12 protein-coding genes, 2 pseudogenes and 1 other annotated feature are annotated in these 14,952 nt (G+C 60.5%); of the genes and pseudogenes, 8 read left to right on the forward strand and 6 right to left on the reverse strand.

Annotated elements, in window-relative coordinates:
* The first annotated feature begins 357 nt into the window (after window positions 1–357).
* Window positions 358–1,332: an alpha/beta fold hydrolase gene (locus tag OOT33_RS16265; RefSeq protein ID WP_307751046.1), complete on the forward strand. Its 975-nt coding sequence runs from the start codon at window positions 358–360 to the stop codon at window positions 1,330–1,332.
* Window positions 1,333–1,420: 88 nt separating this feature from the next.
* On the opposite strand, the gene OOT33_RS16270 is transcribed toward OOT33_RS16265, so the two are convergent.
* Both OOT33_RS16270 and OOT33_RS16275 read right to left on the reverse strand, forming a co-directional pair.
* Window positions 1,421–2,545, reverse strand: coding sequence for a serine hydrolase (locus OOT33_RS16270; RefSeq protein WP_197423807.1), 1,125 nt, complete (start codon window positions 2,543–2,545; stop codon window positions 1,421–1,423).
* Window positions 2,546–2,832: 287 nt separating this feature from the next.
* Window positions 2,833–3,381, reverse strand: a complete 549-nt coding sequence (locus OOT33_RS16275; protein ID WP_052182396.1) for a MarR family winged helix-turn-helix transcriptional regulator — start codon at window positions 3,379–3,381, stop codon at window positions 2,833–2,835.
* 192 nt (window positions 3,382–3,573) lie between these two features.
* Between OOT33_RS16275 and OOT33_RS16280 the strand changes: the two genes are divergently transcribed.
* From OOT33_RS16280 to istB, 7 genes and pseudogenes are all read left to right on the forward strand, one after another.
* Complete coding sequence (locus OOT33_RS16280) at window positions 3,574–6,483, forward strand: Tn3 family transposase (RefSeq protein WP_307751047.1); 2,910 nt, start codon at window positions 3,574–3,576, stop codon at window positions 6,481–6,483.
* Window positions 6,484–6,624: 141 nt separating this feature from the next.
* Window positions 6,625–7,491, forward strand: a complete 867-nt coding sequence (locus OOT33_RS16285; RefSeq protein WP_006953933.1) for a recombinase family protein — start codon at window positions 6,625–6,627, stop codon at window positions 7,489–7,491.
* 88 nt (window positions 7,492–7,579) lie between these two features.
* Entirely contained in the window at window positions 7,580–7,927 is a 348-nt protein-coding gene (locus tag OOT33_RS16290; protein ID WP_037556848.1) for a hypothetical protein, read from the forward strand.
* Window positions 7,928–7,964: 37 nt separating this feature from the next.
* Window positions 7,965–8,144, forward strand: coding sequence for a hypothetical protein (locus OOT33_RS16295; RefSeq protein ID WP_037556847.1), 180 nt, complete (start codon window positions 7,965–7,967; stop codon window positions 8,142–8,144).
* A 119-nt stretch (window positions 8,145–8,263) separates the two neighbouring features.
* Window positions 8,264–8,853 (forward strand): annotated as a pseudogene (locus tag OOT33_RS16300) (IS3 family transposase); the annotation flags it as partial.
* Window positions 8,545–8,659: a sequence feature (AL1L pseudoknot), on the forward strand. (Overlaps the previous pseudogene by 115 nt.)
* Before the next feature lie 115 nt (window positions 8,854–8,968).
* Window positions 8,969–10,462: an IS21 family transposase gene (istA, locus tag OOT33_RS16305; protein ID WP_011950768.1), complete on the forward strand. Its 1,494-nt coding sequence runs from the start codon at window positions 8,969–8,971 to the stop codon at window positions 10,460–10,462.
* A complete protein-coding gene (istB, locus tag OOT33_RS16310; RefSeq protein WP_007686288.1) occupies window positions 10,459–11,226 on the forward strand; it encodes an IS21-like element ISSsp5 family helper ATPase IstB in 768 nt (255 codons plus the stop codon). The genes istA and istB overlap by 4 nt, the downstream gene beginning before the upstream one ends.
* 123 nt (window positions 11,227–11,349) lie before the next feature.
* Here the strand turns inward: istB and OOT33_RS16315 are convergent.
* The 4 genes and pseudogenes from OOT33_RS16315 to OOT33_RS16330 all read right to left on the reverse strand — a co-directional run.
* Window positions 11,350–11,928: pseudogene (locus tag OOT33_RS16315) on the reverse strand (radical SAM protein); the annotation flags it as partial.
* 62 nt (window positions 11,929–11,990) lie between these two features.
* A complete protein-coding gene (locus OOT33_RS16320; RefSeq protein WP_017184796.1) occupies window positions 11,991–12,473 on the reverse strand; it encodes a MarR family winged helix-turn-helix transcriptional regulator in 483 nt (160 codons plus the stop codon).
* A gap of 175 nt (window positions 12,474–12,648) precedes the next feature.
* Window positions 12,649–13,641 carry a PhnD/SsuA/transferrin family substrate-binding protein gene (locus tag OOT33_RS16325; RefSeq protein WP_017184795.1) on the reverse strand — a complete coding sequence of 331 codons (993 nt, stop codon included), beginning with the start codon at window positions 13,639–13,641 and terminating at the stop codon, window positions 12,649–12,651.
* 2 nt (window positions 13,642–13,643) lie between these two features.
* Window positions 13,644–14,831: a Gfo/Idh/MocA family protein gene (locus OOT33_RS16330; RefSeq protein ID WP_017184794.1), complete on the reverse strand. Its 1,188-nt coding sequence runs from the start codon at window positions 14,829–14,831 to the stop codon at window positions 13,644–13,646.
* Window positions 14,832–14,952: the final 121 nt, after the last annotated feature.

Here is a 14,952-nt window from a genome sequence, read left to right on the forward strand (position 1 = left end):
CCGATCGGGGCCCTTTGCATATCATCCGCGCTCATCTTCAATGGCCTGCTTTTACTCCGCCATCATGGCCTGGAATCCGACCGCCGTTGACACCTTGACTGGAGTACGGTAATACGCAATTATAGTTGGATAACTAAGGATATGGCCATGGAGAGAGGATTGCCGACAAAGGCGCTATGGGATCGCCTTCCCGAAATCGTTCGCTTCCGCGATCAACCGGGGATGACGGAGACCTACAGTTTTGCGGGCGCCGAGGGCACGACCGAGCTGGAAGGCCAGCTGTTCCGGCAGAGAGCGCGGCCATCTAAGGCGGTCTATTTGTTCATGCACCCCACAGCCACGGCCCAGCTGCTCCCAATGCCTGAGGCGCTTGCCGATGCGGGGTTGCACGTACTTTGCGCGTCGAGTCGCTACCCGAGAAACGATAGTGCGCTGATTATGGAAAAGGTCGCCTACGACATGGGCCAGTGGGTGCGCCACGCGCGCGAGTCGCTGGGTTATGAAAAGGTGATCCTGGTGGGATGGTCGGGCGGCGGCTCGCTATCGCTGTTTTATGCGGCCCAGTCTGAACATCCGACAATCACCCACACGCCCGCCGGCGACCTTTATGACCTGACAGCAGCGCGGCTGCAGCGGGTTGACGGAATAGTCCTCATCGCCGCCCACCTCAGCCGGGCGGAAGTGCTGACCGAATGGCTTGACCCCTCCGTCATCGACGAATTCGACCCGGACACGCGCGATCTCGAATTCGATATCTATAGTCCGGACTGCCCGAACAAACCACCATTCACCGCTGACTTCATCGCCGCCTTCCGCGAGAGGCAGCGGGCCCGCAATCGCAGAATTACCGCCTGGGCCGAGGAAATGCTTGCCACGCTCCGTCGTCGCAACGACGGCGAAACCGAACGCGCCTTCGTCACGCACCGCACGATGTGCGACGTGCGCTGGATTGATCCGACGATCGACCCCAATGGACGCGCGCCGGGGGCATCCTATCTTGGCAATCCACGCACGGTGAACGTGGGACCCGCTGGTTTGGCGCGATTCTCAACCCTGCGCTCGTGGCTGTCGCAATGGTCCTACGACCTATCCAACTCCAAGGCTGCCGTTAACGCGACAAAGATCCATCGGACCCCTGTGCTGCAGATCGAGAATGAAGCGGACGACGCGGTTCCCGCGAGCCATAATCCGATCATTCACAACGCGCTCACCGTTGCGAACAAGGAATTTGTGAGCATCAAGGGCGCGACCCATTTCTACCAGGGCCAGCCCGAACATGTCAGCGCTTGTATCGACGGGATCATCGACTGGAGCCACCGCAACGATTTGTGATCTGGCCGCCGCGATCGACGCGGCGCCTCCGCATTTTCGCTGCGGCGCGGCCGGCTTACGCCGGCCGGTCGCGGATTCCTTGCGGGGATCAGTTGTAGACGGCGTCCCGGATGTCGGACACGAACTTCCCCGACATACCCTCAAAGGCCGTGTTGGTCATGGCCACGACCGTCAGCGCGTTTGCACGATCGATGAACCAGCTATTGCCGTATCCGCCGGCCCAGTGAAGCGTTCCGGGAGACTGCGGCGACGGGACGGCGTGCGGATCTGCAAGCACTGCCCAGCCGAAGCCGAAGCCCCAACCCGGCCCGCAGGCCGCAGCCTGAGGTCCGAGCTGATCGGTCGCCATCATCTCGACTGTTTCAGGCTTCAGGATCGGACCACCCCCGAGCCGGATGGTTTCCAGAAAGTGCAGGACGTCGCCCGCAGTCCCCACCATCCCACCCCCGCCTGACGGATAGGAGTTTGGATCCAGGATACGGCTCGGCGCGAACGTTAGCGACCCGTTGAAGGCATCCAGAGGCACTACCATGCCGTCCGTGATGCGGACGGGAACGGATTCGCTGTTGAAGTAATTCGTCGCGAGCCGCTCAACATCCGCAACGGCAAAGCCGGTATCGACGATACCCAGCGGATCCGTGACCAGTTTGCGCACAGCATCGCGTAGCGAACCACCGGTAACGCTCTCAACCACCCCTCCCATCACATCCATGCCAAGGGAATAGCGAAAACCCGACCCCGGTGCGGCGGTAAGCGGGGCGGCAGCCAGGCGCCGAAGATTCTCGGATAGCGACAATCCCGGTTGATCCAACCCGTCGGAGACGTCGAGGCGACGATAATGGCCATCGCTCCCTTCCTGAAACGGATAGCCGAGCCCCGATGTGTGCGTGAGCAGATGGCGGATCGAGATGACCGGAACCGATCCATCGGACAGGCGCGGCTGAAAGTCGGGCAGGAAGCGCGTCACTGGATCGTCCAGCCTCACAACACCATCCTCGATCAGGCGCATCACGGCGGCGGTGACAAAGGGTTTGGTCACCGATGCAAATCGGAAAATGCTATCCGTTTGCATCGGCTTTTGCGATTCACGGTCTGCAAATCCCGCCGCGCGGCGATAGGCGATCTTGCCGCCCCGGGCGACGATCACGACCGTTCCCACCAAACGATTGTCGGCGAGAGCATTGTCTATCGCGCGATCCAGGCGATCGGACACATCCGCGCCTTTAAAGGCTGATGAACTCATAAGTTCAAACTCTCCCGATACTCTCGCAGACCGGACGCGGCCCGCACCTAAGCGATTGCAGTCATCAACCGCGCGGTGGAGAGCGACGACGATTCGGTCGGAGGCAAGGCCTGACCATCAGCACACCTCTCCACGCAACCTTCACGTCGCAGACCGCCACCGTGCAGTTCCTTAGTTATCTAACCATTAGTGATGTAAGTATCGGCGCGCAACATTGATGTGGGGCATCCATGGTGGCGAGGACACCCACTATCGCATCAGTCGCCTGCCTCATGAGTGATGCCGGCGACCCCTCGGTCCTCTCGGCGCCGCCGACCCGGCTTCGCGTCGGGCTCCTCGGGGGAGAGGCTCCGAATCGCAGCTTCTAGATTGGTCTGCAGCTCGCCCAATAGGGCGATCTGGAGATCCGCTTCGCGGCGCGAAATGCCGGTCTTAGCGATATCCCCAACTTCGATGCCAATGGGCAGAAGCTTCCTTTTCAGCTCGTGACCGTAAGGGGTGAGGAAGATGTTGATCTTCCGCTTGTCCGCCGCGTTGCGGACCCGGGCAACGATTCCCCGTTGCTCCATGGAAGCGATCGCCGAAAGCGTGGTCGGCTCCATCGTTCCAACAAGGTCGGACAGTTCCTTCTGGGTTAAGCCGTCCTGGTCCCACAGGACGCGCAAGAAGTACCACATGCCCAGGGTGACGCCGAACTGCTCGATCTTCAGCTGTAGCAGCTTTTGCATAAGTCGATGCGTGAGTCGGATTTGATATCCGATACTCAGGTCGAACGGCAGGTTGATTTCCCCGCTATCTCCGCTCATCGAAATCGGCCCTGCATGACCCGAACCATCGGGCCTGTTGAATGTCGAAACCAGCGTGCATTCCTTCTTGGCCCAGTCGGCCCCAAGCTGCGATTTTGGCCAAGTCGGAGAACGTTTTGGGAACGTGGCATTCGGTATTGACGATGGAAATCATAGAAGAGGACAGTTCGCTCCATCATAGGGAGTGGGTTGATGGATCGGAGTATTCCGGGCGGGGATTTGATCGGACGATGGAGCCTGAGCTTTGCCGATATTGATTTTGTAAATTCGAAGCCGGCCCTGACGCGCCTTGGCCTCGCCGCGCAGCTGAAATTCTTCGCTTCCCTGGGGTTTTTCGCGATCGATCCCGGCTCAATCCCTACCGATGGCCTCTCGTATCTGGCCGAGCAACTCGGTGTCGAGGCTGGCGAGATAGCCGGTTATGACTTTTCCAGTCGGACAGCACGACGGCATTGTGCGGAGATCCTGATCCATCTTGGATATCACCGCATGAAGCGGGTGGATCGCGCGCAATTGACGGAATGGATTGCTGGCGAGCTGTGCCCGGGCGGCCAGTCGATCAATGCCATGCTTGAGCATGTTTTCCTGTGGTGCCGGGACCGGCGTATTTATGGGCCGTCGCGCAAGGAGCTTGAACGTGTCGTTCGCTCACAACGGCAAGATTATCTGGACACCTGGCTGATCGGAACCAGTGATCGGCTTTCGTCAGATGCGGTGGCGTTATTGGAAGCCTCGCTTGCCGATCCGGACAGCTCGACCGGATTCAACAGGATGAAGGGTGACGCCGGACAGGCAACGCTCGACAACATTCTCGACGTGACCGAGAAACTCGCCTTTATCCAGAGACTTGATCTTCCCCATGATCTCCTGACGGCTACGGGCAAGCCATGGGTCGATCAGATTGTTCGCCGCGTTGCCGGTGAAAAGGCCTCGGAGATGCGCCGGCATGCGCCGGCGCGACAGCTCGGCCTTTATGCGATTTATCTAATGTCGCGGGAGGCGCAACTCACTGACGCGATGATCGACCTGCTGATCGAAACCGTTCACAAGATCGGAACGCGCTCGAAACGCAAGGTGGTGGGCGATATCGCGAAAGACATCGAGCGGGTCTATGGAAAGGAGCGCCTGCTGGTCGAGATCGCCAGCGCCTCGATCAATGAACCATCGGGGCGCATCTGCGATGTCATTTTCCCGATCGCCGGTAAGGCCAAGCTGGCGGCGATCGTCAAGGAGAGCCATGCGAAGGGCGCTCTGGACCGGCGCATCTACAAGGTGATGCGTGGTTCCTGGGCCAATCATTACCGGCGCATGCTGTCAAGCCTGCTTTCCGTACTTGAGTTCCGGTCGAACAACGCGGTGTGGCGGCCGGTCCTGGCGGCCCTCGACTGGATCAGGAGCAAGGTGGATGGCGGATGCCGCTTCGTGCCATTGCAGGATGTTCCGATCGATGAGGTGATTCCAGCGCGATGGCGCAGTTCCGTCATTGATGACGATGGGCGGGTAAACCGGATCAGCTATGAGCTTTGCGTCCTGACGCAACTGCGCGACCGCATCCGCTCCAAAGAAATCTGGGTGGTCGGGGCGGATCGCTATCGCAATCCCGATGACGATCTTCCCAAGGACTTCGAGATCAGGCGAGATGCGTACTATTCCGGCCTCAGCCTGACGCCAGATGCGCAGGCGTTTTGCGCCTCGATCCGGGAGGAGCTTGAACGGGAACTGTTGCTCCTCAATGCCAATATTCCACAAAACGACAAGGTCCGGCTCCTGTGGCGCGGCGACAACCGGATATCGATTACACCGTTCAAGCCCTTGCCCGAACCGAAGGGTCTCGCTTCGATCAAAAGCGAGATCGGTCAGCGCTGGCCGATGACCGGACTGCTGGACGTGTTGAAAGAGGCTGCTCTGGACACGGGATTGATGGATGCTTTCGAAACGTCGGCCTCGCGGGTTACCCTGTCGAAAGCAGCCTTGGCTCAGCGTCTTTTGCTGTGTCTCTATGGCTTGGGCACGAACGCCGGGCTCAAGCGGGTCGCTGGCGCAACACCCGATGTCAGTTACGAGGAATTGCTGCATGTCCATCGCCGTTTCATCCACGCGCCAGCGCTGAGGGAGGCGTGCGCGCGGGTAGCAAACGCGACACTGGCAATCCGCAATGCCGCAGTATGGGGAGATGCGGGCACGGCATGCGCGTCCGATTCAACGAAGTTCGGCGCGTGGGACCGCAACCTGATGACGGAATGGCACGCCCGCTATGGCGGCCGTGGCGTCATGATCTACTGGCATGTGGAGAAGCGCGCGACCTGCGTTTATTCCCAGCTCAAGCGGTGCTCTTCCTCGGAGGTCGCCTCCATGATCGAAGGCGTGCTACGCCATTGCACCGACATGGAAATCCAGCGCCAGTACGTCGATAGCCACGGCCAGAGCGCAGTCGGCTTTGCGTTCTGCCGACTCCTTGGATTTGAGCTTGCCCCGCGGCTGAAAGCAGTGGCACGCCAGAAACTGGCCCTTCCCCAAGCCGGCATGCGCACGCGGCTTTCCAATTTACTGCCGATCCTCTCCAGCCCGATCGACTGGGACGAGATCGAGCAACAATATGACGAAATGGTCAAATATGCCGCTGCCATGCAATCGCGCACCGCCGATCCGGAAGCGATCCTGCTCCGGTTTGCCAGAGCCGAAGTGATGCACCCGACCTACAAGGCGCTGAGTGAACTCGGCCGCGCGGTCAAAACAATCTTCCTATGCCGGTATTTGCGTCAGGAGGCATTCCGCCGCGAGATCCACGAAGGGCTGAATGTGGTTGAGAACTGGAACGGCGCTAATGGTTTCGTGTTCTTCGGCAAGGGCGGCGAGATCGCCACCAACCGCATCCATGAGCAGGAAATCTCCGTTCTGGCGCTACACCTCCTGCAAGCGTCGCTGGTGTATGTGAACACCCGCATGCTTCAGACCGTACTGGTTGAGCCGAAGTGGGCGGGGCGGATGACGCCGGAAGATTATCGTGGTCTCACGCCGTTGATCTACAGTCATGTGAACCCTTATGGCCGCTTCGACCTCGACCTGAACGACCGGATTGATTTTGGACGGCTTGCAGCGTGAGGCGGCTGATCGGCCTATAACATTTGGGTACACCCAGAGTGATAGGGCCGAGTGACACCATTCGTCTGTCACAAAAGGGTGGGTTTGCGCTCAATGTGACGATACACTGCAAGAGCCACCCTAATGTGACGGATTTTGCACTTGGCTCGTATCGGATATGCCCGCGTCAGCACCACGGACCAGGATCTGGATATCCAGATTGGCCGCCTCAAGAATGCAGGTTGCGAAATTATCCGTTCCGAGACCGGATCGGGGGCCTCGCGGAGCGGGCGCACGGAACTGGAAACGATCATGCAGTTTATGCACACCGGCGACGAGCTGGTCGTGCTGCGGCTCGACCGGCTCGGCCGCTCCACGCGCGATGTCCTGAACCTGGTGCATGAGCTTGATGAAAAGGGAGCTTCGCTGCGCATCCTTGAGCCAGAGGTGACGACGGCGGGCGACATGGGGCGAATGGTCATCACCATACTCGGCATGGTCGCCGATATGGAGCTGAAGTTCATCAAGGATCGTCAGCGCGCCGGGATCGAAGCGGCGCGCGCCGAAGGCGTTTACAAAGGCCGGAAGAAGAACGTCGATGACGATGAAATCCGCCGTCGCCTTGCCGCCGGCGCCAGCAAGGCCCGCGTTGCCCGCGACCTGAAGGTCTCACGAATGACCGTCTATCGGGCGCTCGACATTATTCCGTCACAGACCAAACTGCCGGAAAAGCCGCCCACTGCCAGCATCGCCCTGCATCTGATTATCGAGAACTTCAACAAGCGTGGAAGAGGTAGAAAACCCGCTCGGGAGCGGATTGAGGCGATGCTGGAACGCGACTACGCCATGGTAAAAAACGGCAATTGTGATTACAAACTGACCGTCGCCTATGACCCCGATCCGGATGGCATTTCCCTTGATGAGGAAATCCAAAGCCTCCTCTCCGAGATGTTCAACATCGCAGAGAGCTACAATTGCTCCATGGAAGCCGATATCTACGAGGTCGGTGGTCAGCAACGGTCCTGGTAGAATCAATCAAGCGTTCAGTGTTCGTTCTTCAACCTGGCCAAAATCGCAGCTTCGGGCCGACTGGGCCCAATTGTCTAAACGCAAGGTAATGATGCTTCGCGCTTTCCCGCTCCCCACCCTCGCGCGCACGGCGCTGTTCGCCGTGTTGGCATTGATGCTGGTCTTGCGGGTCGGGCCGCTCTGCGAGGCCGTTGCCGTCGCGGCCGTTCCGAGCGCGGCGACGATGGTCGATTGCGAGGGCAAGAGTCATCGCGCACCAGACAACAAAGCACCCGCGCCAGCCTGCTCGATGCCCTGCGCCAGTGCCTTTCAGGGCGAGCCGATCGCTCACGTAGCGCCGCTCCCCTTCGCCGCTATCGTTCCCTGGCCCGGGCGCCAGGCCAATCTGGCCGGGCTGGCCCGCGCGCCGGCGACGCCCCCTCCGCGAGCTGCGTGACACCGACCAACGCACTCAATCAATTTCGGAGATATTAATGACCACGATCAAGATCATCGGCGCGGCCATCGCGCTGACTCTCTCGACCACCGCGATGGCCGCTACGGCCACTTGTTGCGCCGATATGGCGTGCTGTAAGGAGGGCGCGGACTGCTGCAAGGATGCCAAGAAGGCCGGCGATCATGCCGACCATTCGGGCGAAGCGCAGCACCGCTAAGGATATGGGGATGGGGGCGGGCGACCGCCCCCATCCTTCTCCCGCTAATCCTTGCAGGCCGAGGAGTGAAGCGCCCCGGGTTTTCCGGAGGCTCCGATTTATGAGAAGGAGCTTTCGTTATGAGTAGAACCCGGAACAAGTTTTCACCTGAGATCCGCGATCGTGCAGTGCGTATGGTTGGCGAACATCGCGCCGATTACGGTTCGGAGTGGGAGGCGATGTCTTCGATTGCCGCCAAGATTGGCTGTACGGCCGAGACGCTGCGCCGCTGGTGCCGCGAGGAGGCGAGCCGACGAGCGGGGCCAGCGGCGCTTGCCGCTGATGAGAAGGCCAGGATCAAGCTGCTCGAGCGCGAGGTAAAGGAGCTGCGGCGCGCGAACGAGATCCTGCGCAAGGCATCGGCGTATTTTGCGCTGGCGGAGCTCGACCGCCGCGAGAGGTGATGATGTCGTTCATCGACGCGCATCGCGAGGACTTGGGTATCGAGCCGATCTGCCGCGAACTGGCGATCGCCCCGTCCTCCTATCGTGAACATGCTGCCCGTCTGGCCGACCCCGCCAGGCGTTCAGCACGTGCCCGGCGCGATGACGACATGCGCGAGCATATCAAGCGCGTGCACGAGAACAGCTTTGGCCTCTACGGCGCGCGCAAGGTCTGGCATCAACTGCGCCGCGAGGGTATTTCGATTGCCAAGTGCACGGTGGTGAGAACGGCGGAGCAATATTCGACCACGGTAGCGGCGGGATAGTCCTGCTGCGGGCGGCGTAAAAGTCGTCCACCTTGAAGCCTTTCTGCCGAGTCAGGGAGGTGTGGGGATCTACAGCGTGGAACTTTATCTTCAGGTCCGTCTGGCTTGCGCGGATGGCATGAGCCAACGGGCGGCGGCGAAGCGTTTCAATGTGTCGCGCGAAACGGTACGCAAGATGCTGTCGTTTTCATCGCCGCCGGGTTACCGGCGCCAGTCCGTACCGCAGCGCCCGAAGCTGGACGGGTTTGTGGCGATCATTGATGGATGGCTTGAGGGTGACCGCAGTGTCCCGCGCAAGCAACGCCATACGGCGAAGCGGGTATTCGACCGTTTGCGCACCGAGCATGGTTTCACCGGCGGCTATACGATCATCAAGGATTACATCCGGGAGCGCGAACAGCGCAGCCGGGAGATGTTCGTGCCGCTGGCGCACCCTGCGGGAGATGCGCAGGCCGATTTCGGGGAAGCGCTGGTGGAGATCGGCGGGGTGGAGCAGAAGGCCTACTTCTTCGCGCTCGATCTGCCGCACAGTGATGCCTGCTATGTGCGGGCCTATCCGGCGGCGGTGGCGGAGGCCTGGGTGGACGGACACGTGCATGCCTTCGCGTTTTTCGGCGCGGTACCGCGCTCGATCGTCTATGACAACGATCGCTGCCTTGTGACGAAGATCCTGCCCGACGGCACGCGGCAGCGTGCCACGCTGTTCAGCGCTTTCCTGTCACATTACGTGATCCGCGACCGCTATGCTCGCCCGGGCAAGGGGAACGAGAAAGGCAATGTGGAGGGGCTGGTAGGCTATTGCCGGCGCAACTTCATGGTGCCGATCCCGAAGTTCCCGACCTGGGAGGCGTTCAACCTGTGGCTGGAGGAGCAATGCCGCAAGCGCCAGCAGGACAAGGTGCGCGGGCAGAGCGAGACGATCGGTGAGCGGCTGCAGCGCGATCTCGCGGCCATGCAGCCTCTGCCCGCTACACCCTTCGAGGCCTGCGATCAGAAAGGCGGGAGGGTCTCCTCGCAATCCCTGGTGCGCTACAGGACCAACGATTATTCGGTTCCGGTGGCCTGGGGCCATCAGGAGGTCTGGATCAGGGCCTATGTCGATGAGGTGGTGATCGGCTGCCGCAGCGAAGTCATCGCCCGTCATCCTCGTTGCTATGCCCGCGAGGAGGTTGTCTTCGACCCGCTCCATTATCTCCCGCTGATCGAGCAGAAGATCAACGCATTCGACCAGGCTGCGCCTTTGCAGGGCTGGGACCTGCCCGAAGCGTTCACGACACTGCAGCGGTTGATGGAAGGGCGCATGCACAAACATGGCAGGCGCGAATATGTGCAGGTACTGCGCCTGCTGGAAACGTTCACCCTCGCCGATCTCCAGGCGGCGGTCGAACAGGCCATCGATCTTGGCGCCATCGGCTTCGATGCCGTCAAGCACCTCGTCCTGTGCCGGATCGAACGCGTACCGCCCAGGCTGGACCTGGACGTCTATCCCTTCCTGCCACGCACCACGGTCGAGAAGACCTTTGCCAGAGCCTATCTGAGCCTGCTCTCCGACCGGCAGGAGGCCGCATGAGCGATCAGGCCCCGGAGATCCTTCTCGCTCACCATCTCAAGGCGCTCAAGCTGCCTACGTGCCTGCGTGAGCATCACAAGCTCGCGCGGCAATGTGCCGCTGAAGGCGTCGATCATATCCGCTTCCTCGCCCGCCTCGTCGAGATGGAAATGATCGACAGGGAGCGTCGCATGGTCGAGCGGCGCATCAAGGCCGCGCGCTTCCCCGCCGTCAAAAGCCTCGACAGCTTCGACTTCGCCGCCATCCCCAGGCTCAACAAGATGCAGGTGCTCGAGATGGCGCGCTGCGAGTGGATCGAGCGGCGTGAGAACGCCATCGCTCTGGGGCCATCAGGCACCGGAAAGACGCACGTAGCGTTGGGGCTCGGACTGGCAGCATGCCAGAAAGGACTGTCGGTGGGCTTCACCACCGCGGCAGCGCTGGTCAGCGAAATGATGGAGGCCCGCGACGAGCGCCGTCTTCTGCGCTTCCAGAAGCAGATGGCCGGATACAAGCTGCTCATCATCGACGAACTGGGCTTTGTGCCGCTCTCCAAGACCGGCGCCGAACTGTTGTTCGAGCTGATCTCCCAGCGTTACGAACGCGGCTCCACCTTCATCACCAGCAACCTGCCCTTCGACGAATGGACCGAAACCTTCGGATCTGAGCGTCTCACAGGCGCGCTCCTCGATCGCCTGACCCATCACGTCAGCATCCTCGAGATGAACGGCGAAAGCTATCGCCTCGCGCACAGCCGGGCCCGCAAGGCCAAAACCAGACCCTGAAAATTACACCAATGCCGGGGGGAGTGGCCCTCGGGCTACGCCCTCACGCCACTCCCCCCGGCATGTAACACGATGGCCTGGTTTTACGCCGCCGAATGGCCGACTTTTGCTCCGCCGTTGACACATTGTTCCGATTTCATCTTCGTTGAGCGCCTTGAGCGCAACCATGTTGATCTTCACGGCGAGGCCCGCGTCTTGCGCGGCGGCGATCCCGGCCAACACCTGGTCCAGGTCGCCGCGCCGGGTGATCGCCCGGAAGCGCTCGTGGTCGAGGCTGTCGAGGCTGATGTTGAGTCTGCGAATGCCATATCGATGGAGGTCGCGCGCGACTGTGGCGAGCTGGGTAGCGTTGGTTGTCATCGTCAGCTCATCAAGGCCGTTGCCGATGTGTTGGCCGATCGCCTCCACCAACCCGACGATGCCGCGACGGACCAGAGGCTCGCCACCGGTCAGGCGGATGCGTCGCACACCTCGCGCGATCAGGGCATCGGCCAGTTCCGCCAGTTCCTCCAGGGTGAGGAGGTCCTGGCGCGGCAGGAACTCCATGCGCTCGGCCATGCAATAACGGCAGCGCAGGTCGCACCGATCGGTGACGGACAGGCGGACATAAGTGATCGTTCGGCCGAAACGGTCGGTCAGGCTGCGCCAAGGCTTCCCTCTATCGGGAGTTGGAGTGGCCGTGAGGCCTTCCCGTTCAGCCATGGCGCACACGTCCCTCCCTGTTCATGGCCTGTTGCCCCTGATCCAGGGATGATGTGGAGGAGTCATCCTTCGTCAGCAGGCTTCGCAGGCAGCCTATCAAATTCGGCAGCGAGATTGGCTGATATGCGCTCGAGGACCGATCGACAGATTTCAACTTCGCGCGGCTCGATGCCAGCAACAGCGACCTTGTTGATGTCGATCGCGTATTGCATCAGCTCCTTTTCGAGCGCACGGCCATGATCTGTAAGAGTAATCCGCAATTTTCGACGATCATCCTTGTCCTTGGCGCGTTGCACCAGCCCTTGCCGAAGCATGGCGTTTATCATGGCGACCGTCGTATTTTCGGTGACGTTAGTCATGTCGCTCAGATATTTTTGGGTCACCCCGTCCCTGAGCCATAGGACACGAAGATAGTACCAGAAACCGGTTTTGAGTTCGTGCTTGGCCAAATAGGCACTCAAGAGCCGATCGAACCGTCGGTGGCAGCGCCGAACCTGATAGCCCAAACTCAGTTCCGGATCGAGTTTGGGGGCGTGCTTCGACATCTGTTCACTCCTGACGGGTTCAACCGATCCTCCACTCGCACAGACGCCGCACGAACGCATCGCAAAACCGTACCCGGCACCCGAAACCCATATTCCTATGATGGTCCTCGGGATATTAAACGTGTCCCGAGGACCATCATGTGAGCAGTAGACTGGCCTCGTGCAGGATGGTTTCTTAGATGCGGAACTCGGCGAAAGTCTCGGGCGCGAACATCTCTTCTATGGTGAGCTGGCGGGGCGACAGGCCCTGCTCGTGATGGTAACGCGTGAATGTCTCGATGACGTGGCGGTTCTTTTCGATGCCATAGGGCCACCATTCCCTGCCCATCGTAGCAATAGTGTCCTCCACTGCGGCGATCTGCCATGGCAACATCGTTTTCAGCGATGCCGACACCAACAATTGTTCATAGCTCAACCGCTGGGCTTCTACGAATGCCTTGTAAAGCGCCTGAGCAATCCATCGATTCTTCTCATACACGTCTCGCCGGATGGCCACGACATGCATGATCGGGAAGATTCCTGTCTTCGCGAAATAGGCTTTTTCAACGTCCACAAAATTGGGGAAGAGGCGCCGAACCTTGCCCGGCTCCGAATAGAAGGTCGACGGCGCCCGCGCAGTATGCAGCGCATCGATCTCTCCATCCGCCAGCATGCGCTTCAAGGTCTGGGTGGGTCCGATCGGCTCGACCTTGAACTTGTCGGGTAGATTGAGCTTCAGCTTCTCCTCGCGCCCCGGCTCCTCTTCACCACCCGTGACGTAGGTGACCGACGCAGGATCAATGCCATACTCGTCCTGCAGGATGCCGCGGATCCAGACCGGAGCCGTCATCTGATATTCAGGCACGCCGATCCGCTTGCCGACGAGATCCTCGGGCTTTTCGATGCCGCTTTTGGCGGAGACGAAAATGCAGGAGTGGCGGAAGAAGCGCGAAGGAAAGACGGGAATGGCGATGAAGCCAGGATTCTCGCGGCCCAGGGTCACGCAATAGGACGACATCGACAGTTCAGCGACATCGAATTCTCGATTGCGCAGCATGCGGAAGAAGGTTTCCTCGACATCCAGAACCTGAAAGTTGAGGTCGATGCCGTCGGGCCGGACCGCGCCCGTCTGGAGGGCTTCGGTGCGGTCATAGCCCCAACAGGCGAGGGAAAGGCTCAGTCTGGTCATTGTCACGGTTTCTCCGATAGAGTGTCGAGAAGTTGGTTGGGCGCTACGTCCGTATTGCGTCGGCTCGATTCGAGGAGCGCGACGCAACAGGCCATGGTATCAAGTCCCCAGCGCCCGTCATGGATCGGGCGGCGAATGCCTAGGCAACCGCCGACAAACTCGTCGATGACTTCCTTGCGCGGCAGGGCAGGGGGCTCGATCGGCTGGAAATCGCGTTCGGTGTCCCCATAAATTGAGAGCCCCTTGGGCGACAGTTTCAGGTCCGCGCGGTCGCAGCTGACGATGATGAAACCGAAATGCTCATGATGCGGCGCTGGCGTGTCGGCAGCGACAGCCGGGACGCCGTATGTGCGCTTCAGTTTGGCTTCGATTTCATCCTGCGATGATAGCGTCGCAAGCCTCTTACGCGCCTCGCCGTAGCGATCCGGGTCCTTGTCATAGCCAAGCTCCGCTATCCACCCCACCAGTTCGTCGCTGTCATAATGCGCATATCCGCTATAGGTCAGCGACGCTGCAGCACCGGCTTCAAATGTCACCAGCGCCGTATAGGCGCCTTCGCTCGGGCGGCTGCTATCCCAGTTGGCGGCGACGGCGCGAACAGATGAAACGGGCTGCCCGACAAGGCGGCGCACGACATCGATCTGGTGCGCCGCTTGGCTGTAGACGACGCCGCCGCCACGGGCGCTATCCAGTTCTTCCGGACGCCTGGGCCGGAACATGAAATCGGTGAAGTTGAGCGCCGTGACCATCCGCACGGCACCGAACCTGCCTGAGGCAACCAATTGCGCGGCAGCCTGTACGGGTGCATCGAAGCCGTGGCTGGGTCCGACCACGAGCACCTTGCCGGCATCGGCGGCGGCGCGCTCTATACGCGCGCAATCTGCAAGCGTTGTCGCCATCGGCTTTTCGACCAGCACATGCTTTCCAGCCCGCAGAGCGGCGATGGCCTGCTCGGCATGCAACTCATGCGGGGTGGCTATATAAACCGCATCGATAACCGGCGAATACAAGAGCGCGTCGAGCGTATCGAACGCCGGCGCGCCGAATTCGTCCGCGAAGCGTTCCCGAGCTTCGCGGCGCAGGTCGAAAGCCCCGGCAAGCGCTACGCGAGAATCGGCCTTCAGCGCGGGCAGAGTGAGCATGAAACCCCGGCCGAGCCCAATGATTCCTAGTCGCAACGCATTTGCCATTCTTTGCCTGCCGCTCCCTTCAACCCGAAAATCAGGCTTGAAAAAGCCATTACTACGATATAGAAGTAATTTCAAGGGCGCATCCTGAGGGTGATTCGTCTTCGTGCCAAGCCAAAATGAG

This window comes from Sphingobium sp. DEHP117, assembly GCF_030867385.1.
Classification (GTDB): Bacteria; Pseudomonadota; Alphaproteobacteria; order Sphingomonadales; family Sphingomonadaceae; genus Sphingobium.